The 24,568-nt window shown below is 60.3% G+C and carries 19 protein-coding genes; 11 read left to right on the forward strand and 8 right to left on the reverse strand.

The window, feature by feature from the left end; all coding sequences use genetic code 11:
* Positions 1–94 precede the first annotated feature (94 nt).
* From JK176_RS12170 to JK176_RS12180, 3 genes are read left to right on the forward strand one after another with little or no spacing between them, the layout of a single operon-like run.
* Positions 95–1,021 carry an MBL fold metallo-hydrolase gene (locus JK176_RS12170; protein ID WP_211588074.1) on the forward strand — a complete coding sequence of 309 codons (927 nt, stop codon included), beginning with the start codon at positions 95–97 and terminating at the stop codon, positions 1,019–1,021.
* A gap of 51 nt (positions 1,022–1,072) precedes the next feature.
* Positions 1,073–2,761 carry a bifunctional protein tyrosine phosphatase family protein/NAD(P)/FAD-dependent oxidoreductase gene (locus JK176_RS12175; protein ID WP_211588075.1) on the forward strand — a complete coding sequence of 563 codons (1,689 nt, stop codon included), beginning with the start codon at positions 1,073–1,075 and terminating at the stop codon, positions 2,759–2,761.
* The gene (locus JK176_RS12180) at positions 2,742–3,536 is read left to right on the forward strand and encodes a sulfite exporter TauE/SafE family protein (protein WP_211588076.1); all 795 of its coding nucleotides are present in this window, start codon (positions 2,742–2,744) and stop codon (positions 3,534–3,536) included. The genes JK176_RS12175 and JK176_RS12180 overlap by 20 nt, the downstream gene beginning before the upstream one ends.
* Before the next feature lie 6 nt (positions 3,537–3,542).
* On the opposite strand, the gene JK176_RS12185 is transcribed toward JK176_RS12180, so the two are convergent.
* Entirely contained in the window at positions 3,543–3,893 is a 351-nt protein-coding gene (locus JK176_RS12185; protein ID WP_194261720.1) for a hypothetical protein, read from the reverse strand.
* Positions 3,894–4,147: 254 nt separating this feature from the next.
* On the opposite strand from JK176_RS12185, the gene JK176_RS12190 reads away from it, so the two are divergent.
* The gene (locus JK176_RS12190) at positions 4,148–4,690 is read left to right on the forward strand and encodes a cupin domain-containing protein (protein WP_194261721.1); all 543 of its coding nucleotides are present in this window, start codon (positions 4,148–4,150) and stop codon (positions 4,688–4,690) included.
* 122 nt (positions 4,691–4,812) lie between these two features.
* Positions 4,813–5,235 carry a hypothetical protein gene (locus JK176_RS12195; RefSeq protein ID WP_211588077.1) on the forward strand — a complete coding sequence of 141 codons (423 nt, stop codon included), beginning with the start codon at positions 4,813–4,815 and terminating at the stop codon, positions 5,233–5,235.
* A gap of 15 nt (positions 5,236–5,250) precedes the next feature.
* Here the strand turns inward: JK176_RS12195 and JK176_RS12200 are convergent, their stop codons facing one another.
* From JK176_RS12200 to petA, 3 genes are read right to left on the reverse strand one after another with little or no spacing between them, the layout of a single operon-like run.
* Positions 5,251–5,943: a cytochrome c1 gene (locus tag JK176_RS12200; RefSeq protein WP_211588078.1), complete on the reverse strand. Its 693-nt coding sequence runs from the start codon at positions 5,941–5,943 to the stop codon at positions 5,251–5,253.
* Positions 5,940–7,103: a cytochrome b N-terminal domain-containing protein gene (locus JK176_RS12205; protein WP_211588079.1), complete on the reverse strand. Its 1,164-nt coding sequence runs from the start codon at positions 7,101–7,103 to the stop codon at positions 5,940–5,942. Before JK176_RS12205 ends, JK176_RS12200 begins: the two co-directional genes overlap by 4 nt.
* Positions 7,104–7,115: 12 nt before the next feature.
* A complete protein-coding gene (gene petA / locus JK176_RS12210; protein WP_211565837.1) occupies positions 7,116–7,748 on the reverse strand; it encodes a ubiquinol-cytochrome c reductase iron-sulfur subunit in 633 nt (210 codons plus the stop codon).
* A 176-nt stretch (positions 7,749–7,924) separates the two neighbouring features.
* Between petA and JK176_RS12215 the strand changes: the two genes are divergently transcribed.
* Together JK176_RS12215 and JK176_RS12220 are read left to right on the forward strand one after the other, a co-directional pair.
* On the forward strand, positions 7,925–8,398 hold the full coding sequence (locus JK176_RS12215; RefSeq protein WP_249194486.1) for a cytochrome c: 474 nt from the start codon (positions 7,925–7,927) through the stop codon (positions 8,396–8,398).
* A 130-nt stretch (positions 8,399–8,528) separates the two neighbouring features.
* A complete protein-coding gene (locus JK176_RS12220) occupies positions 8,529–9,182 on the forward strand; it encodes a TetR/AcrR family transcriptional regulator (protein ID WP_211588080.1) in 654 nt (217 codons plus the stop codon).
* Between the two features lie 15 nt (positions 9,183–9,197).
* Here the strand turns inward: JK176_RS12220 and JK176_RS12225 are convergent, their stop codons facing one another.
* Positions 9,198–11,522: a TonB-dependent receptor gene (locus JK176_RS12225; RefSeq protein WP_211588081.1), complete on the reverse strand. Its 2,325-nt coding sequence runs from the start codon at positions 11,520–11,522 to the stop codon at positions 9,198–9,200.
* A 237-nt stretch (positions 11,523–11,759) separates the two neighbouring features.
* Here JK176_RS12225 and JK176_RS12230 point away from each other — a divergent pair, with 237 nt between their 5' ends.
* The gene (locus JK176_RS12230; protein ID WP_194261728.1) at positions 11,760–14,066 is read left to right on the forward strand and encodes a TonB-dependent receptor; all 2,307 of its coding nucleotides are present in this window, start codon (positions 11,760–11,762) and stop codon (positions 14,064–14,066) included.
* 54 nt (positions 14,067–14,120) lie between these two features.
* On the opposite strand, the gene JK176_RS12235 is transcribed toward JK176_RS12230, so the two are convergent.
* Both JK176_RS12235 and JK176_RS12240 read right to left on the reverse strand, forming a co-directional pair.
* On the reverse strand, positions 14,121–15,878 hold the full coding sequence (locus tag JK176_RS12235; protein WP_211588082.1) for a bifunctional diguanylate cyclase/phosphodiesterase: 1,758 nt from the start codon (positions 15,876–15,878) through the stop codon (positions 14,121–14,123).
* A 287-nt stretch (positions 15,879–16,165) separates the two neighbouring features.
* Positions 16,166–16,849 carry a Fe2+-dependent dioxygenase gene (locus JK176_RS12240; RefSeq protein ID WP_211588083.1) on the reverse strand — a complete coding sequence of 228 codons (684 nt, stop codon included), beginning with the start codon at positions 16,847–16,849 and terminating at the stop codon, positions 16,166–16,168.
* A 302-nt stretch (positions 16,850–17,151) separates the two neighbouring features.
* On the opposite strand from JK176_RS12240, the gene JK176_RS12245 reads away from it, so the two are divergent.
* The 3 genes from JK176_RS12245 to JK176_RS12255 are packed head-to-tail and all read left to right on the forward strand — an operon-like array spanning position 17,152 to position 22,553.
* Positions 17,152–18,306: a TolC family protein gene (locus tag JK176_RS12245; RefSeq protein WP_249194492.1), complete on the forward strand. Its 1,155-nt coding sequence runs from the start codon at positions 17,152–17,154 to the stop codon at positions 18,304–18,306.
* A complete protein-coding gene (locus JK176_RS12250) occupies positions 18,303–19,466 on the forward strand; it encodes an efflux RND transporter periplasmic adaptor subunit (RefSeq protein ID WP_211588085.1) in 1,164 nt (387 codons plus the stop codon). The genes JK176_RS12245 and JK176_RS12250 overlap by 4 nt, the downstream gene beginning before the upstream one ends.
* Positions 19,467–19,475: 9 nt before the next feature.
* Positions 19,476–22,553 carry an efflux RND transporter permease subunit gene (locus JK176_RS12255; RefSeq protein ID WP_211588086.1) on the forward strand — a complete coding sequence of 1,026 codons (3,078 nt, stop codon included), beginning with the start codon at positions 19,476–19,478 and terminating at the stop codon, positions 22,551–22,553.
* 22 nt (positions 22,554–22,575) lie between these two features.
* On the opposite strand, the gene JK176_RS12260 is transcribed toward JK176_RS12255, so the two are convergent.
* Positions 22,576–24,507: a hypothetical protein gene (locus JK176_RS12260; protein ID WP_211588114.1), complete on the reverse strand. Its 1,932-nt coding sequence runs from the start codon at positions 24,505–24,507 to the stop codon at positions 22,576–22,578.
* Positions 24,508–24,568: the final 61 nt, after the last annotated feature.

Below are 24,568 nucleotides of genomic sequence, written 5' to 3' on the forward strand. Positions count from 1 at the left end.
AGCATCAGGGCGCTTGACATGCAACACTTACAATATTAACTTAACAGTTAATGAAAGTGTCGTAAAGACATTCCGCAGCCAGAAGGTGGACGCCATGCACGATGCAGCAATTCAGGCCGCGACCGACCAGATCCGGCGGACCGAGCAGGGTGCGACGCCCATTCCCGTCGTCTGTACGTTCTTCGATGAAGCCACGAATACTGCGACGCATGTGGTCCATTGCCCCGTCACGAAGCGCGCTGCCGTCATTGACAGCGTGCTTGATTATGACGCTGCGGCCGGACGAACGTCGCATGGCTCGGCGCAGGCGATTGTCGATTATGTGGGGCGTGAAGGCCTGACTGTGGACTGGCAGCTTGAGACGCATGCCCATGCGGATCATCTCTCTGCCGCGCCCTGGTTGCAGGAAAAAATTGGTGGCAAGCTGGGGATTGGGGCGGACATCACGCTGGTTCAGGCTGTGTTCGGCAAGATCTTTAATGCGGGAACGCGTTTTGCGCGGGATGGGTCGCAGTTTGACCGTCTGTTCCGCGATGGCGAGACCTTCCGGATCGGTGAACTTCCCGTCACGGTGCTGCATGTTCCGGGCCACACGCCTGCAGATATGGCGTTCGTGATCGGTGATGCGGCCTTTGTGGGCGATACGATCTTCATGCCGGATTTTGGTACGGCGCGAGCAGATTTCCCGGGTGGAGATCCACGGCAGTTGTTTCGTTCCATCCGCCGTCTGCTGTCACTTCCGGTCGAGACGCGGCTGTTCCTGTGTCATGACTACAAGGCGCCGGGACGGGACGATTATGTCTGGCTGACGACAGTCGGGCACGAGCGCGGTTACAACATTCATGTTCATGACGGCGTGAGCGAAGAGGAGTTCGTGCAGATGCGCACCGCCCGCGACGCGACGCTTGCGATGCCGCGCCTCCTGATGCCGTCCGTACAGGTCAACATGCGCGGTGGGCACCTGCCCGAACCCGAAGCCGACGGCGTGAGCTACATCAAGATCCCCGTCAATCGCGTCTGAAATCCATCCGTCCGGCACGATTGTGCCTTATTTTGCGTTTCTGGAGTTCCCATGCCAACCCGTCATCTGACCGACAGCTATGCCATTTCCCCCCAGATTGCCGTGCAGGATATTGCCGATCTGAAGGCGGAGGGATTTCACACGATCCTTTGTTTCCGTCCTGACGGGGAGGCGCCGGATCAGCCGGAAATGAAAGTGATCGAGGCCGCCGCGAAAGAGGCTGGACTGGCATTTGCCGCAATTCCGGTAAAGTCCGGAACCGTGCCGAGCGAAACGCAGATCGCCGAAACGCGGCAGGTTCTGGCGACGCTTCCCGCGCCGGTTGTCGGCTATTGCCGCTCAGGCACACGGGCCGGGCAGATCTGGGCTCTCGCCGAGGCTGGCAAGCGCCCTGCCGCTGAAATTTTCGCGGCAATGGAACGGGCCGGGGTGGATATCAGCCGTTTACGGGCACGGATCGAGCGTGTTGCTGCTCCGGCGGCGGCCCCGCGCAAGGATGCGGCGCATTTTCAGGTTCTGATCATCGGTGGTGGTGCGGGTGGTCTGTCGACTGCGGGCAGTCTGCTCAAGCGGAACCGGAATCTGTCGATTGGTGTGGTGGAGCCGTCTAACGAGCATTTCTACCAGCCCGGCTGGACGCTTGTGGGCGGGGGCGTCTTTCAGGCCGCACAAACGCGCCGCAAAGAAGCGGATGTCATGCCGAAAGACGTTGTCTGGGTGAAGCAGGCGGCAAAGCTGTTCCGGCCGGATGTGCGCGAAGTGGTGCTGACGGACGGCACGGTCGTGTCCTATGACGCGCTCGTCGTGGCGACGGGGATTACGCTGAACTGGGACGCTATTCCCGGTCTGGCGGAGACGTTGGGCAAGAACGGCGTGACATCGAACTACCGTTTCGATCTGGCCCCCTACACATGGCAGCTTGTGCAGCAGCTCAAGGGCGGCACTGCGATCTTTACCCAGCCGCCCATGCCGATCAAATGCGCCGGTGCGCCGCAGAAAGCCGTGTATCTGTCCTGCGATGCGTGGAAGCGCCGGGGCGTTCTGGATAACATTTCGGTCGAGTTCGATACCGCAACACCGGGGCTGTTCGGTGTGAAGGATTTCGTGCCGCCGCTGATGGAATATATCAAGCGCTATCACGTCGGATTGCACACCGGATCGAAGCTCGTGGAAGTGGACGGGCCGAACCGCAAGGCCGTTTTCGAACGCAAGGTCGGGGAGAATGTGGATCGGGTTGAGCGGACGTTCGACATGTTGCATGTCGTGCCGCCGCAGAGCGCGCCGCAGGTGATCCGCGACAGTGCGCTCTCGGGATCGGACGGGTTTGTTGAGGTCAATCCGGCGACGTTGCAGCATGTGCGTTTCCCGGATGTGTTCGCCCTCGGAGATGTGATCGGCACGTCCTGTGCCAAGACCGCAGCAGCGGTTCGGGTGCAGGCGCCTGTGGTGGCGACCAACGTGCTGGCGTTTCTGAAGCATCAGGGGCCGGTTTCGGAATATGAGGGCTATGGCGCCTGTCCGTTGACGGTGGAGAACGGGCGGATCGTGCTGGCCGAGTTCAGCTATGGCGGCAAACTGGCTCCGACGTTGCCGAAATGGCTGCTCAACGGACAGAAGCCGACGCGCCTTGCCTGGTGGCTCAAGAAATACGTCATGCCGCTGATGTATTGGGACGGGATGTTGAAAGGGCGTGAGCTGATGGTCGCGCCCAAGCCCCTGAATGCGAAAAAGGGCGGCTGAGCGGATCGTGCATATTGCGCTTGAGCTGGCCTGTGGTGTTCTGATCGGGTTTACGCTGGGACTGATCGGGGGCGGCGGGTCCATTCTTGCCGTTCCCTTGATGGTCTATGTCGTGGGTGTGAAAAACGCGCATGTCGCCATCGGAACGAGCGCCATGGCGGTAGCGGTCAACGCTCTGGCCGGGTTGGTCAGCCATGCCCGCGCGGGGACGGTCAAATGGAAATGCGCGGGCATTTTCGCGCCGTGCGGCGTGGCGGGAGCGTTCATCGGGGCGGCGTTTGGCAAGGCGGTGAATGGCGAAAAGCTGTTGTTGTGTTTTGCGCTGCTGATGGTCGTGGTCGGTGTGCTCATGCTGCGGGGGCGTCGCAACAAGGGTGAGGCCGGGGCGGCGTGTAACCGTCAGAACATGCCGCGCGTCATGATGGCCGGGGCCGGGACGGGCGTGTTGTCCGGATTTTTCGGGATTGGCGGCGGGTTTCTGATCGTCCCGGCGCTGATCGCCTGCACACGGATGCCTATTCTCAATGCGGTCGGCACATCGCTGGTCGCGGTGGCGGCGCTGGGAGCCAGTACGGCGCTGAGTTACATGCTCTCGGGCTATGTGGACTGGGTGATGGGTCTGCTGTTCGTGGCGGGGGGCGTCATCGGCAGCTTTCTCGGGACCCGTGCGGCGAAGCGCCTTTCAGGCTCCGGTCCCGCGCTGACGACGTTCTTTGCCTGCGTCATTTTCACGGTTGCGGCGTACATGATCTGGAAGAGCCTCGCCGCGTTGTAAGGCGCGTCAGTCTAGGCCGAAATTCGGAAAAATCGTGAAGCACACCATTGAGAAATAGAACATGACCGCCAGCAGGATGTGACACATATAAAGCGGCGCGATCATGGCGCCGCGCCTGCGGAAAAACGCCATCAAAACACCGAAGGCCGCGATGGCGACGGCAAGCGCCACGTTCAGCATGAGGCGATTGTCACCATTGCTGATCGCAATGACGAGAAAGACCGCGCCAACAATGGCCGATCCAACATGGACGGGCGTGAGGAAGCTGAAAGGGCGCTTGTAGCGGGCCGCGAAAATAGCGAGCCAGACGCCCATGATCACCGTGAGAGTGAAGCACCCCGTCGAAGCATACAGCATCAGTCGTCCATCCTGTCTCTGCGCAAAATCGCGGAGCCGTGACTGGAGCAGTCGGAAGTCCGCACATGCCGTTCTGGTGGTTTGTCTACTCCAGAACGGTTCTGCGGGCCATATGTTCCGGACGATCATGTCTTTGCCTGTGGAGGCATATCACAAACAAATACCACCTACAGGTATAATGATTTTCAAGGTTTCCTTTCTGTTTCGATATGACATAATCATGAAACGAAACAGGAGAGGGGGCATGGGACAGGATGGATCTGGGAGCGCGCCTGCGGTTTGTCCGGACAGCCAGAAATCTGTCCCAGCGTGAACTGGCCAAGCGGACCGGCGTCACCAATTCCACGATTTCCCTGATCGAATCCGGGGACATGAACCCCTCCGTCGGGACGCTCAAGCGGGTTCTGGACGGGATTCCCGTAACACTTGGCGAATTTTTCAGCATCGTCCCGGAAGGGGGAGACAAGATCTTTTACCGTGCGGACGAACTCCTGACCTTCGAGCAGGGAGGCGTGGTGTTCCGGCAGGTGGGGGCGTCCTCATTCGGCAGGACGCTTCAGATTTTGCGGGAAAACTATGCGTCCGGCGCTGATACGGGGGCTGCGGTTTATGCCCATGAGGGCGAGGAGGGTGGTTTCATCCTTCACGGGCGTGTGGAAATTACGGTCGGAGAGCGGCAGGAGATCCTTGGGCCGGGGGATGCGTATCATTTCGACAGTCGCCAGCCACACCGGTTTCGATGTCTGAGTTCCGAAGGCTGTGAGATCATCAGCGCCTGTACACCACCGACATTCTGAGCTTTTTGTTCTGATCTTCAAAAGAACGGGAGGGGTGTGGCCGTCTCCCGGTTGCTGCGTTCTATCGTCTGGTGGGCCTGTCAGACATGTGAGATGGGTGTGCTCAGGGGAGAGCCACGGGCATGCGAGACCGTCCGTATCCTGAACGTTTCAACTGGCGGCGTCTCGTATCCGGATCTGTGCGGACGGGGCTGCGCGTGTTGGTGTGCGTGTGCGTTCTGGAGGGGACGGTATGGGGAGAAACCGTCACGCGGACGCCTGACATCTGCCCGGTTCGCAAAGTCGTTTTGCAGATCGACACGAAGGCGCTTGCAGCGGCTGTTGCAGAGCTGGAGCGCAAGACGCGATGCCCGGTGCTGATGGATGATGCGCTTTTGCAGGACAAAAGCAGCGTGACCGTCAGGGGGCTGTATACACCGCGGGATGCGCTGGTGCGGCTGCTGGGTAATGCGGAACTGGACGTGATCGAGACGGTTCAGGGGCTGGCAGTCATGCCGCTGACCTATCGCGAGGCGCATCGCAGGGATCACGCTTCGCATCTGTAGGCTCTGCGCCACTCATCAGGGGCGCGATTTCCAGATCCGGCGTTGCAGCGCGAAGGTCAGGAGCGCCATCAGGGCGAGGTACGCAAGAACGTAGAGGCCGATCCGTCTGCGCTCTGCTGCGTGCGGATGCGCGACGTCGTTGAGAAAGGCCGAAACGTCGGTTGCCATCTGTTGGATGGTGGCTTTTGTACCGTCCGGGTAGGTCAGCATTCCGTCCTGAAGGGGCGGCGGCATGCCGATATGCTTCCATTTCAGCGCAGTGTTGTAATAGCGGCCGTCATCGAGTTTCACGCCCGCAGGTGTGGGGGCATAGGACAGGAGGATGCGCCGGATCTGTTCTGCGCCCCCTGGTAATGTCATGGCCAGTCGGGAGAGGTCGGGCGGAAGCAGCCCGTGATTGGCCAGACGCCCTACGGCCTCGTTGGGATAGGGCGAGAGAATGGGATCGGCGGGTGTGGCGGGACGGGTTTTCGGATCGCCATTGTCGTCCGTTCCGTTCGGAATCTGCTGATCGGCGGCCCAGCTTCGGATGGCGTCTGGTGAGAGTCCGAAGGCGGCCATATCGCCGTAATCGACATGCTCCATGCCGTGGCAGGCGGCGCAGACCTGCTGAAAGACCATCAGGCCACGCTGGGCGGGTGTGCTGGCGGCGGCGGGAAAGGTTGCTAGGCTGGCGACAAAAGCGAAAGTCCGGAGCAGGCGGCTCATGATGTGATCTCCCGTTCCGAAACGAGCGGCATGACCACCAGAAAATGGATGAACCACCATGCCATCGCCAGACGGCTGACGATCAGCCATGTTTCGGTCGGAGGATGCATCCCCGCGATGCCCAGCAGAATAAACGACAGAAAAGCCAGCGGCAGGGACAGGCGCACCAGTGGGCGGCGTGTGGCCGGACGGGTGGGGGAACGGTCCAGCGAGGGTAGGGCGAACAGAACGGCGAGGCTGCCGACGGCGAGGAGCAGCCCTCCGAGGCGGGACGGCACGGCGCGGAGGATCGCGTAGAACGGTGCGAAATACCATTCCGGCCGGATGTCACGCGGCGTCACGAGTGGATTGGCTTGAACATAATTGTCCGCGAGCGTCAGCAGATTGGGCAGGAAAAAGACCAGCCCGGCATAGACCATCAGGAACAGGCAGAGCGCGAAGCCGTCCCGGCTGGTGTAATACGGATGGAACGGTAGGGTCTGTTTCGGGCTGACGGGGTCGATGCCGGAAGGGTTGTTCGGCTTGACCACATGCAGGGCCGCAACATGCAGGGCGATGACGGCGAGGATCGCAAAAGCCATCGTGAAATGCAGCACGAACAGGCGGTGCAGGGCCGTGTTTCCCAGCGTTTCGCCGCCCAGAAGCAGTTCGGAAACCGGCTTGCCGATCAGGGGAATGGTGTGGGCGGCATTCAGGACCACCGTGGCGCCCCAGTAGGACATCTGTCCCCAGGGCAGGACATAACCGGCGAAGGCCGTGACCATCACCATCAGCATCAGGCCCAGCCCTGTTAGCCACAGCAGTTCGCGCGGAGCCTTGTAGGAGCCGTACCAAAGGCTGCGCGCAATATGGATGTAGAGGCAGGCGAACAGCATCGTCACGCCGCCCATATGCAGGCTGCGCAGGAACCAGCCTGAGGGGATTTGACGGTCGATCGCTTCGACGCTGGCGAAGGCCTGTGTGATGTCGGGGGTGTAGTTGATGGCGAGGAACAGGCCACTGGCGATCATGATGACCATCGTGACCATCAGGAAGGCGCCGAAGCTCCACAGGGCATTGAGGTTCCGGGGCATCGGAAAGGCAATGTATTCGCGGCGCAGGACGCTCATGACGGGCAGGCGGCGTTCAAGCCATCCGGGAGTTTTCTCGGGTGCGGGCATGGGGGCCGGTCCTCAGATCTGCTGGATGTCGGACATGCTGAAGCCCGGATCGCCCGCACTGTGGCCGATGCGGATTTTCGTGTCGGAGAGGAACGTCACCGGCGGGACCGGCAAATTATACGGCGCGGGCGCGCGCTGTGCGACGCGGCCTGCGGCATCGAAATGCGAGCCATGACAGGGGCAGAAATACCCGCCTTCTGCCTCGGGCGCAGAGCCGGGTTTCTCGAAAGACGGAACGCAGCCCAGATGGGTGCAGATCCCGACCAAAACCCCATAATCGGGGCGGACCGAGCGGTGCCAGTTCGTGGCATCTTTCGGCTGCTGAAGCATTTTCGAGTCTGCGTCGCGCAGGGTGGCGATGTGCGCGGGGGTCTGGAGTGCGGCCAGCATCTGTGGTGTGCGGCGCTGGATGAAAATGGGCCAGTCCTGCCATTGCACGGTCATGTCCTGTCCGGGAGCAAGGGAAGACAGATCGACCTCCAGCGTTTTGTCGGACAAAGTCGTGGCGGACGGATTTTTCAGGCTGTTGAGAAAAGGGACGGCAAGGGCGCAGGCCCCCGCGCAGCCCAGTGTTACGGTTGCGGTCGTCAGCAGGTCGCGCCGTTTCGTGCCGCCCGGGGAAGGGGACGTCTCGCTCTGGGTCATGCGGAACCTCTGCCGACTGTGCCGGAGTTCCGGCAGGAAAGATGCGCGCAGGATAGGCGGATTTGCGCTTTCGAGAAAGACACGCTGCCGCGCCGGGAGCGGTAGCTTTCAGACGAAGCGGGGGGTAGTGTGTTTCAAACTGCTACGACAATGCATCTTCCGGAGGGCTTCGGGCCATGACGATGAGACACGGATTCAGGATCATGCTGGCGGGGCTACTTGGCGTGGGACCGTTTGTAACGTCTGCGGCGATGGCGGCGGATGGTGCGGCGCTCTACGCGGGAAAATGCGCGATGTGCCACGGGCCTGCGGGCGCTGGACGGCCCGGTACTTTTCCGGCCCTTGCGGGGCGGGTTGGTGCCATCGCGTCTTCACCCGAGGGGAAGGCATATCTTGCGGCGGTTCTGGTGAACGGGCTGCATGGGCCGATTCTTGTGGAAGGGCAGTCCTACAAGGGATTCATGCCGTCGTTTAAGACGCTGTCCGATGACGATATTGCGGCTGTGCTGAGTTATGCGGCGACGCTGGGGGGCGGATCATCGTCCGGGATTTCCGCTCAGGAGGTCGCATCAGTCCGATCCGTTTCGATGGATGCAGCGGCAGTTCAGGCCAAAAGAACGGCGCTTCAGGCGAGTCACGTTATTCCCTGATGGAAAATGGACATCTTTTGATATCAAATAAACGCAATTGCGTGTTGTAACGAAGCGTCCATCTCTGACTAGCTGCGTTAAATCACGAGATGATGTTGACCGAATTAAATGGTCAGGAAGGGGAACACTTATGTCGCAGACTGCAGTGACACACACTTTACCGCTAAAGCCTGTTCATGTTCCCGTCCGGGACCGTACTCTGATCCGTGCGCCGGGACGGCCGATCAATCTTGGGTTGAAAGACAATATCCTCGCGGCGATCGCGCAGGTTTTGGCGGAAGAAGGCTATCAGGGCCTCACCATCAGTCGCGTGGCCAAGGCAGCAGGCGTTTCAACCGCTACGGTCTATCGTCGCTGGCCGACGAAACAGGCGATGTTCTTCGATGCAATTCGTCTGTGGCGCGATGATCTGACGCCGCAGATTGATACGGGCAGCTTTGCCGGGGACGTGGACGAGCTGATTGCCGCGCGCATCCGCTTCCTCGCTACCCCGCTGGGCCGGACTTACGGAACCCTGCTGGGCGAGGCTGTGCATGATCCGGAGTTCGGTCAGGTTCTGTGGGAAGTCAGCGTCGTGCCGGCGCGTGCGCAGATGGCATTGTTTCTTGAGCGCGCAAGCAAGCGGGGCGAAAAGGTTTTCTGCCAGCATGCCGATACGGTGCTGGACATGCTCCTCAGCACGATCCATTTCCGCGCTATGAACATGCTGGGGCGGGAGCCCATGGACGCGCAGAGCAATCTGCGGGAAATCCAGTCGCTCGCGCGGTGTCTGATTTCCTGCTGAGGAAACGGGTGTTTTTCAGAAGCCGTATGAAATCCGGCCGCCGATAAAGCGCGGCGGGCCGGGGATGTAGAAATAGGTCGTCGTCGCCATGCCGCCGCTTTCGAAAAAGCTGCGGTTGAGCAGGTTGGAGGCGTAAATCGTGGCCTCCCACTTCCCTGACGAGGGGCGCAGGGTCGCATGGGCGCCGAGCAGGAAGTAGGGCGGCAGGCGATAGAAGCCCGTGCCGCCGACCGCGATGGCCTGACTGCCGCGATAGGACCAGTCCGGCCCGACATCGAGCCCGAGTGCCGATGTCAGAGGCTGTCGCCATTCCGCCTGACCGTTCAGGGTCAGCTTGGGCTGGCCGTTATCCACGCCTGCGAAGTTGCTGTTCACGGCCCGCCAGACGCCCGTTTTGGCATAGGCCGCATTCGTGGCGGCGCGGTTGACGTTCAGGAAGTCCTGATAATTGCCACGCTGCCAGCCAATGTTCTGCGTTACGAAAACATGGCGTATGGGGTGAAATTCGACCGTGCCTTCGAAACCCCAGCTTTCGGATTTCGGGACATTCGTGATTTCACTCAGCGGACCGTAATTCGGGATCAGGACCGTGCCGACAACCTGCTGGCCGTGGAAGTCGTTATAGAATGCCGCACCATTCAGGCGCAGGACATTGGGGATCGGATCGCTTTTGAAGCCGAATTCGTAGGTCAGAACCGTCTCGGGGCCGAACGGGTCAAGCTGGGCCTGGATCTGGGTATTGTTGGCGCTGAAGCCTCCGGGTTTGAAGCCCTTGCTCATCTTGTAATAGACGAGCGTGGTTTTTGTCGCCTGCCATGAGACGCCGACCTGTCCGGCGAACTGGGCCGCAGCCGTGCTCTCACCGTGGAAGGCCGTCGTCTTTCCGCCGAAAATTTCAGACGTCAGGCCCGGCAGGCTGCGGTCGTCGATTTCGTGCAGCAGACCCGCAAACAGCGTGACGTTATGAGGCAGGCGATAGCTGACATGGCCGAATTCGGACGTGCTTTCCTGATTCATCGAAAAGGACGTCGCCATCATGTAACCGCGGGCCGCATAGTCGGTATAGTCAAAGAAGAAGCGCTGTTTCATCCGGCTGCGCTGGTAGAACGCGCCGACGACCCATTGCAGGCGGCTGTCCGGATTGCTGGAGCCCAGACGCAGTTCCTGCGTGAAGGCGTTGGCACTGATGGTGCGGTAGGTGTCGGCTTCGGCCCGTGATGTGCCGTCCTGATCGGTGTATTCGCCCTGTCGTCCGGTTTCGAAGGCCGTGACGGAGGTGAGTTTTGCAACTCCGAAATCATGGTCCATATGCAGGTCCCAGCCCCAGAACTGGTTGTGTTCGCTGGGTTTGAGACCTTCCGGACGTCCGATCAGGTTAGCGAATTGCGGTCGCATCGACCATTCGGCCTGCTGCTGACCCAGATGCGGAAGAGCGGCTGTGCCGATCAGGCGATGGACGGCCTGACTGGTGACGACCTGACTGTTGTCCTGCACGAAATGCCCGGACAGCAGGATCGTGGTGCGGTTGTCGTCCGAATGCCAGCGCAGCTTGCCACGCAGGGCGTAGGAGTCCGCGTCTCCCAGATGGGCACCGTTCTGCGGATCGGTCTGCCAGCCACCGCCCTGCCGGATCTGTCCGGCCAGACGGAAATCGAGCCCCTTGGCGATCGGGCCTGAAATATAGGCCTCGCTCCGGCTTCGGGCGTAAGACGCGATGTCCTGACTGGCGCCGTAGTGCCATGTGCTGGTCGGGTCGGCGGTGCGGAAGCGGATTTCGCCGCCGGTATCGGACTGCCCATGCGTGGTCCCGACCGGGCCCGGAGCAACCGTGACGTCCGCCAGATCGAACATCAGCCCGCTCGATAGGGTCGAGAACGCGAACGGCACGTCATCGAAATAGGTCATGACGGTAGGAATATTGTTCTGGGTGAAGTCGTTGAAGCCGACCCCACGCAGATAGAAATTGTTGGAGGCCGTGCCGTTGACCGACTGGATTGTCAGGTTGGGGGCCACGCGCTCCAGACCGCGCAGGGTGACGACGCCGCGCTGGATCAGGCGTTCTGCGCTCAGGCGGGTGTCGGCATCGGGTAGGTGTTGTGCTGCGACGAAGGCGAAATCCGTGCGGCGCGCGGTGACGGCGATCGTTTCGGTATTACGGGCCTGAACGGATTGTGGAGTGGTTTTGCGCGGGGCTGGCTTTGCCCCTGACGGATGGGCATTCGCGTGATGGGGGGCTCCGGTTTTTCCGTGCAGCGGCTTCGCTTTCTCCGTCGGGGCGGCGAGAGCGAGGGACGGGCCGAGGAGGCTGGCGCTCAGGAGAAGAGCCTTGCGAAGCGTCATGGAAAGGTCGGAGCTCCTGAAAAGGACGGCGTCAGTCGTGGGGGTAGTCTGCCTGAGAGCGCAGGCAAACCCGGCAATTCACGGTGCTTATATTGTACTTGTGCAACAGCGCCAACGCGCAACGCCTTGTGGCGGGTTGGCAGGGCAGATTTCGCTTGAATCGTTATGATATAACATAATAAGAGGGCCGCTCTGACAATCCTTCGTCTTTAGCCTGCATCCCCGTCCGGAGGTTTCATGCCGTCTTTCGTGTCTGCCCGTTCCTTTCTGCTGCTGCTGGGCTGCACTACCGCCCTTGCCGATTCCGCGTTTGCCCAGTCGGTCACGCCGTCCGCAACCTCTTCCCAGACAACTGCGGCTCCCGCCGATGCCCAGACGGACGATGAGGCTTCCGCCGCCCGTTCCAGCTTCGGCCATGCTGACGACCAGCATGGAACGACAACGACGGAGACAAGCCGGGCAGGTGAGGATGCGGTGACGGTCAACGCCCATCTCGAACGCGCCCGCGCTGCGCTTCAGCCGTCAACGGGGGCTACGGTTTATAATTTCTCGCGTCAGGCGATCGAGACCAATCCGGGCGGCGACAATGCGCCGCTGAACGCTCTGCTGCTTCAGGCTCCGGGCGTGGCGCAGGATAGTTACGGGCAGATCCATATCCGCGGTGACCATAATGAAGTGCAGTTCCGTCTCGATGGCGTGGCGCTTCCGGAAGGCATGAGCGTGTTCGGACAGACGCTCATGACGCGTTTTGCCCATTCCATGTCGCTGACGACTGGCGCGCTTCCCAGCGAATACGGATTTCTTCAGGCAGGTGTGATCGATATCACCACCAAGAACGGCTATTCGGATGCTGGTGGTGACGTTTCGATTTATGGTGGCGCGCGCGATTACTTCTTTCCGTCCGTGCAGTTCGGTGGTCATCACGGTAAGTGGGACTGGTTTGCGACGGGTGATTTCGTGCATAACCGCGTCGGTATCGAAAACACGACGCCGAGCTTCAATGCTCTGCACGATCTGACCAACCAGTATCATTTCCTCGGTCACGGCCGTTATACGGTTGATGAGAACACCCGGATCAGCTTTACGGCCGGTGTGTCCAACGCTGAATACCAGCTTCCCAATAACCCCGGGCAGCAGCGCCAGTTCGCCAATCCGTCCTTTGCCAACAGTGACCTGTCGCAGCAGCTTTACGGGAATGGCGACAGCTCAAGTCTGAACGAGCATCAGAAGGAAATTACGGATTTCGGCATCCTGTCCCTGCAAAAGGACATGGGCAAGCTGAGTTTCCAGACGTCCGCCGTGATGCGCTACAGTTCCCTGCGCTATTCGCCTGATCCGCTGGGCGATCTGGTCTATAACGGCATTGCACAGCGTGCGGCCCGTTCGGTCTTTTCGACGGGAACGCAGTCCGACGCGACATGGCAGGCCGCGAAGGATCATACTGTCCGCTTCGGCTACCAGATTTATGTGGAGCGAAACGTTTCTAAATCGGATTCAACCGTCTATCCGCAGACGGGCGAAGACGCCGACGGAGGAGCGATTTATTCCGACAATCCGCTCACCATTCATGACGGCACGGGCCGTACGGGCTGGATGTATGGCCTTTATGCGCAGGACGAATGGCGTCCGCTCAAGAACCTGACAGTCAATTACGGTCTGCGTTTTGATGGCGTGGATGAATACACGCATGCCAAGCAGGTCAGCCCGCGTCTGAACATTGTTTATAAGCCCTGGCATGGCGGCACGTTCCATGCGGGATATTCCCGTTACTTCACGCCGCCGCCGTTCGAACTGGTGGGGGGTACGTCGCTTAACAAGTTCGCCAATACGTCTGCGGCTCCAGGAACGTTCCTGAACAGCAACGTCAAGGCTGAGCGTGACCATTATTTCGATGCGGGTTTCGCACAGACCATTCTGCCGGGCTGGCACGCTTCTTTTGATGCGTATGTGAAGCTCGCCAAGAACATGATTGATGAAGGCCAGTTCGGCTCGCCGGTTATCCTGTCGGCGTTCAACTATCGTCGTGGTCAGGTTCATGGTTATGAATTCGCCACGGATTATACCCGCGGCGCATTCAGCGTTTACGGCAATTTCTCGTGGTCCCGCGCGATCGGCAAGGACATCACGACCGCTCAGTGGAACTTCGATCCGGACGATCTGGCCTATACCAGCAAGCGCTGGATCCATCTGGATCATGATCAGCGTTGGACTGCTTCGGCAGGTGGAAGCTACTCCTTCTTCCACAGGACCGGTCATCCGCTGCGTCTGTCGGCTACGATGGTCTATGGCAGCGGTCTGCGGGCTGATGGTGCGACACCCAACGGTGCTTCGGTTCCGCAATACGCCACATTCAACCTGTCTCTGGTTCAGTCCTTTAAGGATCTGTTTCAGGTTCCGTTCCTCAAGCGGACGCAGCTTCGTCTGGATGTGACCAATCTGTTTGACCGAACCTATCTGCTGCGTGACGGTAGCGGCATCGGCGTCGGGGCACCGCAATACGGTCTGCGCCGCACGATCCTGACCGGTATTGATCAGCGTTTCTGAGTAACACGATCTGACGGGCTGAAACTCCCGTCAGATGTCTCCGGTACAAAGCCTTTACAGAAGCGCCTTGTACCGGATTTTTTCCAGCGCGGCCGGAATATCCATCACAGGCACCGCTTCGCACAGAAAATCTCCCTGTACGAAATCACATTCCATTTCCAAAAGCGCGCGGACCTGCGAGGCGCTCCTGATTCCTTCGGCGACCACCTTGCGTCCGAGGCTGTGGACGATGTCGATCACACCCCTGATAATTGCCGCATCGGTCCCGTGACGCTCCAGGCCTGCCACGAATGCGCGGTTGATCTTGACGTAGTCGAACGTGATGGTTTTGAGGTGGGTCAGGGACGCAAAGCCCGTGCCGAAATCGTCCAGCGAAATCTGGACCCCCTTGCGATGCAGGGTATCAAGTTCGCGCTCGACCTGCTGGTGGTGCGGTCGGGAAAAGATATTTTCGGTAATTTCGAGCGCCAGAGAATTGAGCGGAACATTCATGCCATCTGCGAGGCTGTCGAGTTTCCGGAAAAAGTCGGTATTCTCGAAATCGCAGGAGGTGATGTTAATGGCGATGCGCTCAAAGCGGATGTTTTGTTCGCGAAGTCTGCTCACATCTTCCATAACCCTGTGCGTTACAAAAGTATTCAGGGTCATGGTCAGGCTGTGGTCTTCAAACACCTCAGGAAAATACTGCGGAGAAAGTACTTTATGTTGTGGGTGGTCCCAGTGCAGGAGGGCTTCAAATGAAATACGCCCGGGGATGCTGAGGGAAAAAATCGGCTGATAGAAGACTTTGATGCTCTGATCTCGCAAACCGGTCTGAACGCGCCGACGCAGACGGGCCGCGAGGTCCAGTTTTTCCTCCATGACGGGATGGTATTCCCGCATGCGGTTCCGGCCTTCGGTCTTTGCGGCATAAAGGGCCAGATCGGCGCATTTCAGGAGAGTTTTTTCCCGCGCATCGGAGAGGGGCACGGACACATAACCAATACTCACGGTACAGGCATGGGTCATGGTCCGGTTGCGGATGCTGAAGCGCATCTGTTCCAGGATGTCCTGAAGGATCGTTTCAAATAGAGCCAGAGTGTCGCCTGTCATGAGGACGGCAAATTCATCACCGCCGATGCGGGCAATGAAACAGTTCTCGCTTTCGAATTCCTGCAGTTTTTCGGCGACCTTGCGCAAAAGGCGGTCGCCGGAATCATGGCCGGACGTATCGTTGATTGTTTTGAAGGTGTCGATGTCGAGCAGGGCCAGACAGAGATGGCTTGCGGTGCTCGTGCGGAGGGTCTTGCGCAGGATATGGGAAAAATGCAGTCGGTTGGAAATCTTGGTCAGGAAATCGGTATTGACGACTTTCTGTAATTTCTGCCGACTTGATTTGAGATGGTTTTCAGCCTGCTTGCGGTCAGTGATGTCAAAGCGGATGGCCACATAGCTCGTGACTTTTCCGCTTTCCGAAATATGGGGTACAATTGTGGTGTCGACCCAGTAAAGGCTGCCATCCTGACGACGATTGCAGATTTCGCCGTGCCAGACATTCCCTGAGGCAATTGTGCGGTACATCTGTCGGAAGAATTTCTTGTCGTGCTGCTTTGAACGCAGCATGCGGTGGTCGTTTCCGATGAGTTGGTCACGGGTATAACCGCTGATTTCCTCAAACCGGTTGTTGACTGAAAGAATGCGACCGCGTGTATCGGTGATGGCGACAATAGCGGAACAGTCCAGGGCGTGAAGGACAAAGTCATCACGGGCGCCCTGAGGCCAGTTTTGGACAGAATTCAGGCTTTCCCTGAAGTCATCCTTTTGCTTTTCCATCACCCGAATTGACTCTCTCGATAGGAGAATTGACTATTATCCTACAATAATTAAACGTTCGTTAAAAGGCTGTCCGGGTATGTTCGGGTGGAGCGTTCCCGGATTTGTTGCAGGATTTTTTCTTTTCTGCGCGGATGATGTCAGCTTTTATTTAATCTCTTTCAATAAAGATGGTTTTTGTCAGACCGCGTCAGCAATCTGATCTTCCATAACGCCTCTGATATGCGCTTGAGAACCCGTTTTCCTGTTTTTATATGTGTCGATAACCGGGAATGTTACGGTCGGATTCAGAGTTCCGCCCATTGCCGCAGAAGGTTGTGATAGGTCGATGTCAGGCCGAGGACGGCAGGGTGGCTGTCCGGCAGGGCTTTGCGGGTTTCGATGATGGAGCAGTCGAAGTCGTAGAGTAGTCTGCGTTTCGTGTCGTCACGTACCATGGACTGGGACCAGAAGAACGAGGCCCAGCGACTGCCGCTGGTGATGCGGTTGACACTGTGCAGGCTGGTCGAGGGATAGAGCACCATATCCCCGGCAGGAAGTTTCACACTCTGGGTGCCGTAAGTGTCCTGAATGACGAGTTCGCCGCCTTCATATTCCTCCGGGCCGGTGAGGAACAGCGTGGAGGACACGTCGGTGCGGATGCGCAGCCCGGTTCCGGGAATGGGGCGGATGGCATTGTCCACATGGGCATCGAAATGCATGCCGGTGTCGTAGCGGTTGAAGAGCGGCGGATAGACGCGCAACGGCAGGGCTGCACTGTTGAATGTCGGATTGCGGCCCAGGGCGCGCAGGACGATTTCCCCAAGTTCCCGGCATTCCGCAGAGTCCTGCGGGATCTGGAGGTTCAGTTTGGCCTGTGCGGACTGTTCTCCTGCAGTGATGCGACCATCCGTCCACTCGGCTGCTTCCAGTTTGTCGCGGAAATGGCGGACCTGTTCGGGAGTAAGGACGTTTGGAATGTGGATCAGCATGGGTGTCGGGCCTCAAATGAGAATAACTCTTAGCTTGGAGTCATAAGATCGTTTAAGAAGAGGAGCAATTGGCTCTGGAGCCCCGTGCGGCATACGGAACTGGGCAAAAGAGCGCATTTCCGTCCGTTGACACGTCCTGTCGGGCGGGGGATGAGACGGGAATGGCATTTCATCCCCTTTGCGTTGCGCGATGTGCAGGAGGGTCGCGCAGGCTGTTGGCCAGCGTGGCGGTTCTGACCATAATCTGTGTCGCAGGCGCAGATTATGGCCGTGCCGAAGGGAGTCTGGCCGCACCACTTTCGATGCATGATGCGATTGCTGCAGCTTGGAAAAACGATCCCGTCCGGATCGAGCTTGAGACCAATCAGGAGTCCGCGGATGCGCGGGCGAAGGCGGCGCAGTCCTGGTTTGCGGGCGGCCCGACGCTGAGCGGCGAATATTATGATGACCGTATCAGCGGGGACAATCACGGCTACATCACCTGGCAGGGAGGGGTTTCGGTGCCGCTCTGGCTGCCGGGTCAGGGCACGGCGACCGAGAATGTTGCGAAGGCCGAAGCCAAAACTGCGACCGTGCGTCTGGATGTGGAGCGCATGTCTGTTGCGGTAAGGGTCGTGGATGCGACCGGGGCTGCGATTATGGCGATGCGTCGGCAGACTGCGGCATTGGCGACGGTGTCCGCATTGCGCCGGATCGAGGCCGATGTGCAGCGGGCCGGACATGCGGGCGAGACGGCGATGTCGGACCAGCAGGCCGTAGAAGCGCAGCTTGCTCAGGCCCGGACCGAAGCCGACATGGCCGCCGAGGACATCGAAACCACTGCGAGCCAGTTGCGGACCCTGACCGGTCTGCCGGGGGTGCCGGATATCACGCAGGCGGATGACCACTGGCTTGCGCTGACACGGGCGAATGACGGACGCTGGGTTGAAGACATTGATCCGCGGGTGCGGGCAACGCATCAGGCCGTGATCGCGGCGCAGAATCAGATGAAGCTGGTCCGCAGGAGCTTCATGCCCAACCCCGAAGTGGGCATCGATGCGATCGATCAGGGGCAGTATGACAGCCCGTGGGACACGCAGGTGGGTGTTAATCTGCGGGTGCCGCTGCCGAGTGCGGTGACGAATACGCCGCAGGAATCCGCCGCCCGAGACCGCATGGCGGCTGCGACACGACAGGAAGTCGAAGCGCGCCGGGCCGTGCGGAACGAAATGGCGCAGGTCCGGGCGCGGCTGGTGGCGGCGACCGGCGCGCGTTCCAACGCCCGTATCGAAGCCAGTTCCATGCTGCATCGGGCAGACGGGATGGAGCGGTCCTGGCGGGTAGGCGAGACGCCACTGATCGAGGCGCTTCGGGCCCGGACGGATGCGTATCGCGCGCTTCTGGATCTGAATCGTGCGGAGATTGCCTGGCATGCGGCCGTTATTCGGATGGGCATTGCGACGGGGACCATTCCATGAGCCGCTTTTCACGTTTTCTGCTTGTCGGGGTGGCTGCATGTGCTGTGGGTTGCGCGCATGCGGCTGAAACGCCGGGCTGGATGCAGCCGCTGACACTGGGGACGCAGGCGCGGGATGCGGAGCATCTGCGGACCGTGATCGTACGGCAGGGAACCTTGCATGACACGGTCTCGGCGCTGGCTCAGGTGAGCGCGGATCTGTCACGGACGGTCGTGATCCGTGCGAGCGGCGACGGCAAGGTCACGGCGGTTCGGGTGACGCCGGGGCAGACCGTGGAGCCGGGGCAGGCGCTTATTGATTACACCGATCATTCACTGCATGTGCTGCATCTTCAGATGGAGCAGGATCAGGCGGCTCTGGCTTCGGCGAAAGCGACGCTCGGGGAGGCCGAACTGGCCTACCGCCGGGGGCAGGCACTTGTGGGCAGTACGGTGTCGGTCGGGGAAGTGCGGCGACGTCAGGCGGCGGTGCAGCAGGCCCGCAGCATGGTTGTGGCGCGGGAAGCGGATATCGGGCTGATCGAACATCGTTTGACGGAAGAGTTCACCTCCGTGACGGAAAAGATCGTGCAGGATGAAGCCTCCACGCTTATTTCGCCGGTGCGGGGTGTGGTGCAGTCCATCCAGACCTCCGTAGCGTCGGATGTGACGCCGGGACAGGCTGTGGCGACGGTTGTGGATCTGTCGGGCGTGTGGATCGTCGCGGATCTGCGGCCCGATGAGGTGTCCCGACTGGGCGTGGGAAGTGTCGTGACGGTTCGGCCTTCGGGCAATGCGCGGGCCGAGCCGTTCCGGGCGAAGATTACGACGATCGACGGCGTTGCGGACCCAGTGACGGGGCTGGTCAAGGTTGTCTGTGTCGTGGACCGGCCTGTGGCGTTTTTGAGGCCGGGGGTGATGCTGGATGCGACCCTTGAAACCAGCGAGGCGGTTGAGGGCATGATCGTCCCGGCCGACGCTGTGCAGACGATCGAGGGGCATGATCTTGTCTATGTCCAGACGTCAGAAGGCCAGTATGCGCCGCGCGAAGTCCGGGTCAGGCTGGCTACCGATGAAAGCGCCGTCGTGCAGGGCCCTCTGAAAGTGGGGGACAGCGTGGTGACGGAAGGCAGTTTTGCCCTGAAATCCATGTCGCTCGTCAGCGGGCTGGATACGGACTGAGCGGGTTTCATGCTGCGTTTTTTCCAGTCCAACCGTTTTGTCCTGCTGGGTCTGCTCGTCGCGCTGATGATCGGCGGGATCATGACCGTGCCGGGACTGCCGGTCGAGCCGGTACCGGATATTTCGCCCAAACAGGTCATGGTCTCTGTCACGGCGCCGGGGCTGGCGACGGAAGAAGTCGAAAAACTTATTACCTTCCCCGTCGAGGCCAGTCTGACCGGAATTCCGGGCGTGACGGATCTGCGGTCTGTGTCCCGGACGGGCGTGTCGGCGGTCTATCTCCAGTTCGATGATGCGACGGATATTGATCTGGACCGGGCGCGGGTGTCGGAACGGCTGCAGGCGGCGCGAGACAGCATCACGCTTCCGGGCGTAAGTGTGTCGATGGGACCACTTGCGACGGGCATGGGTGAGATCATGCAGCTCCAGATCCGCGGCGGTGGCCTGTCGCTGATGGAACTGAACCGGCTCATGACCTGGACGGTCGTGCCGCAGCTTCGGCTGGTGCCGGGCGTGGTGGATGTCAACGTCAATGGCGGGGCGGTCGAGACGTATCAGGTGGCGGTCGATCCGGCTCGGATGCGGGCGTTTGGTGTGTCGATCGGCGACATCGTTCAGGCCGTGGACACCAATAATGCCTCATCGGGTGGTGGCTGGATCGCGCATCATGCCGAGCAGAATGTCGTGGTCGGGCGTGCGCTCGTGGGCAGTCTGGCGGATTTTGGCGCCATACCCGTAAAATTTGGCACGAATGGTCACGTGATCCGGCTGCGCGACATGGGCGTTGTGTCCGCAGGGCCGCGTACGCGGCTTGGGGCCGTGACGCGGGACGGGCAGGGCGAGGCAGTCATTGGCGTTGTGATGATGCAGACCGGCGCAAGTTCGAATGCGACGCTGGATGCGATCCGGCATGTCCTGCCGACGATCCGCCAGTCCCTGCCGCCGGGTGTCACGCTGGAGCCGTTTTACAGCCGGGCGGATCTGACGGGCCAGACCATCCATACGGTCAAGGAAAATCTGTTGATCGGCGCGGCTCTGGTGCTGTTTGTGCTGGTGGTCGTTCTGGGAGACTGGCGGGCGGCGCTGGTGATCGTGTCTGTCATTCCGGCGTCCCTGGTTGCGGCGATGGCGGGGATGCGGCTGTTTGGCGTGTCGGCCAATCTGCTGAGTCTGGGCGCGATTGATTTCGGGATGATCGTGGACAGTTCGCTCGTCGTGGTGGAACACATCATGGTCGAGCGCGGCGAAAACCGGGAGGGAAAGCCCTTTGCCGCGCTGACAGCGGACGCGGCGCGCGCCGTGATACGGCCGGTGAGTTTTGCGATTTTCGTCATCATCATGGTCTATCTGCCGGTGCTCACGCTTCAGGGCATCGAGGGCAAGATGTTCCGGCCAATGGCGCAGACGGTCATCATGGCCCTGCTGGCGTCGCTGGTTTACTGCTTCGTCTGCGTGCCGGTCCTTGCGGCAATGTTGATGCGCAAGGTTCAGGCGGATCGGGAAACCGTGTTTGTCCGGACCGTGCGCCGGTATTACGAACCGGCTCTGCGCTGGACCGAGCACCATAGCGGGCGGCTGCTGATCGTCACGGGTGTCGCATTTATTACGGCGGTACTGATCGGCGGACGACTGGGTGGGGAGTTCGTGCCGCAGCTTGAAGAAGGCTCGCTGGTCGTGACCTCGACGCGCCTGCCCGGAGCTTCGCTGGAGACGGTGCTGGCCAGCGTGACGGCGGAAGAAAAGATCCTGCGCTCTTTCCCTGAAGTCCAGACGGTTGTGAGCAGCACGGGGACAGCGGCAATCCCGACCGATCCGATGGGGACGAACGAGACCGATACGTTCGTTTTTCTGAGGCCCCATGACGAATGGAAAACGGCGTCTACCCAGACGGAGCTGGTCACGAAAATCAATGACGCCCTACAGAAAACCCTGCCGGATGCGGCGTATTCGTGGTCTCAGCCGATCCAGATGCGGATGGACGATCTGCTCGCCGGGGTCAGGACACAGCTTGCGATTTCGATCTATGGCGATGACCTGTCGGAGCTGAACCGCATTGCCGGACAGGTTGTCACGACGCTGCAAACCGTGCGGGGCGCGGCGGATGTAGCATTGCAGGGAAGCGGGACCGTGCCGTTCCTGCATATCGACGTCAACCGCGATGCTGCCGCACGGCTTGGGGTCGCGGTGCCGGACATTCTGGCAGTGGTGGAGGCCGTGGGCGGTCATGTGGGCAAGCCCGTGACGGTGCAAGGCGCGATCATTCCGACGCAGGTGCGTCTGCGGGCGGATGCGGTTAGTTCGCCGGACAGGATCGGGCATCTGCAGGTGCGCCGGGCAGATGGGAAGGGCTGGGTTCTGCTGTCACAGGTCGCGGATATCGTGCTGTCGGATGGCGTGCCGCGCATCGACCGGGACAACATCCATCGCCGGGTGATCGTGCAGGCCAATATCCGCGGGCGGGACGTCAGTTCGTTCGTGGCGGCCGCGCAGAAAGCGGTGGCGCAGACTGTGAAGCTGCCACAGGGCTACCGGATGGTCTGGGCCGGGCAGTTTCGCAATCTGCAATCGGCGCTGCACCGTCTGTTCATTGTCGTGCCGATCGCGCTGGCGCTGATTTTCCTGCTGCTGGTGGCGGCTCTGGGATCGTTCGGCGCAGCCTCGCTTGTGTTTGCCAACCTGCCGATGGCGGCGACGGGCGGCATTTTCATGCTGGCGCTGCGTGGGCTGCCTTTCAGTATTGCAGCGGGGATCGGGTTCATCGCACTGTTTGGCGTGGCGATCCTGAACGGTGTGGTGCTGGTCAGTCAGATCCGCGTGTTCCGGGAACAGGGGCTGGCAGCGGCGGATGCGGCGTTTCAGGCGGCTCGGAGCCGGTTGCGACCGGTTTTGGCGACGGCATCGGTAGCCAGTCTGGGCTTTTTCCCGATGGCGTTTTCGGGCGGATCTGGCGCGGAAGTCGAGCGACCTCTGGCGTCTGTCGTGATTGGAGGGCTGATGTCCTCCACGCTGCTGACGCTGTTTGTGCTGCCGACGCTTTATGCCCGCTTCTTTGGCCGCGACGATCAGGACGCACCGGAGCAGAAGTAAATCTGCCCGGTGCAGGGGGCGCTTACTGGAAGGGCAGGTAGCGGAAGTCGAAGAAGATTTGACTCATGCTGGTATGTGGATCGCCACCGATGCCGGACCAGATCTGACGTCGGGAATAGGCAAGCTGCGTACCTGCTTCGACAGTGCCGAACTTGCCCTTGAAGAAGCGCCACCAGCCGCCGATCGTGACTTCGGACACGCCGCGCGTGTTGGCCGTGCAGGACAGGGCGGAGAGTTCCTGAAGGCAGCCAGCGTTGGAGTAGGCGGGGTTGCCGTAGCCGTAAGACCCGCCGTTTTCGTTGAAATAGGAATGGCCGACGCGCTGTGTGCCGAAGTATCCGTACACATCAATCCGCGGATTGGGATGCGCGATGATGCCCGCCTGCGCCTGAACGCCGAAGAGTGGATCAGGGCTGCCATTGGCCTTGAGCGTGGCGTCGGGCAGCAGCACGGAGCCGTAGCGGTTGATGCCCCAGCCCGCGAGGCCAGCCATACGCAGTTCCAGTTTGCCGGGGATGAGGGGCAGGATCATGGAACCACCCGCTCCTCCGCCGACAGCGGTGTTGTTATGGCCGGTATGGCCCATGGTTACGCGGTCATGGGGGAAGTGCAGGATGCCTTCCATTTCGTAGTGACCCCAGACGGGATCGTAAGCGACCTTGCCAATGACATCCGGGGCGATTTCGTTGGAAAAATTGGTCGTATCATTGGTCAGACCGACACCGTTCTCGCCGATTGTGACGGTCGAGCCATTGGGCATCGCGACAGCGCCGTTCGTGTTTGAAAAGCCGGTCGTATCATACAGCGTGGCGGGGTTTTCGATGGAAAGGCCGGTCCAGAGGCGGTGATGGAAGAAATCCTTCACGATACGGACCTGCCATTGCCGGGACCATGTCTGACCCGCGAGCATGGAGGCCTCGATCGTTTCCGGAAGACTTTCCTGCCGCGCGACGATGCCTGCACGGCCTGGAGTCAGGAGGCTCCAGGCCTGACCGCCAAGGAAATGCCAGCCTTCCGTGTTGTCGTCATAGGCGAGATAGGCCTGACGCAGACGGAAGGAATAGCTGTTGCTTTCGTAAGGGTCAGTCGTGACAGCACCGGCGCCGAAATCGGACTCGAAAAAGCCGGAAATCGTTGATTCCGCATCAATATTGCCGCGAGCCAGCAGGGACAGGCGGCTGTAACGCGCGCCGCCCGTGAAATTGTTGGTGTGATAGCGCGGCTCGTTCGGATACGGCATGTCCTGCCAGTAATTGAACGTGTCCGAAGCGATATGGCGGTTTTCGAGCACAGCGGCGGTATCGACGAAACCACCCAGCATGAGTGTGACGGGGCCGAGATGGAAAACCCCGTGATCACCAATTGCACCCGCAGACTGCGCGCCAACGGTTTCACGCGGATGAGGGCCGACGCCGTTCTCTGCGAAATGAACCAGAACATCTTCGGCGCGATGCCCCACAACGGCAAGTTCAGATCCTTTGCCGGTGTCTATCAGGTCACGTCCGCTTGGCGAGAGGGACACCCTGTCGCGCCGCGCATGAGCGCCACGCACTGGCTCCGAACCGGAGGCTGCTGTCATTTCACGCTCGGCACCGGAGGTTTCGGGCGGTTCAGTCGTTTTGTTGCCGTGATGATAGACGGATGCGGTGATGATGTGCCCGGAATGATTTTCCTGTGTAGCAATCTGTTCGGCATGGGGGGAAGCAGTGCGGATCGGTGATGCGCCTGAGGCGTGGTGTCGGGCGATTTCTGCTTTCAGGAGGGCCATGTCGTGATTGATGGCGCGCTGTTCTTCCTGCACATGGGCCTGAGCGGCTTGAAGGCGGCTCATTTCCTGTTCCATTTTCGAAACAATATCGTCGTCAGCGCGCGCCTGTGCGCTCAGTGCGAGTGCGCCCAGAGCCGTTCCAAGAAACAGGGATGTGCGTCCCGAATAACGCAGGGACCGCAGCATGTGAAAGGTGAGCAGAATCAAGTAATCCCCCGTGTCAAAAGATGTCAGGAGCATGTGCATG

The organism is Gluconobacter sp. Dm-73 (assembly GCF_018256215.1).
Taxonomy (GTDB): Bacteria; Pseudomonadota; Alphaproteobacteria; order Acetobacterales; family Acetobacteraceae; genus Gluconobacter; species Gluconobacter cadivus.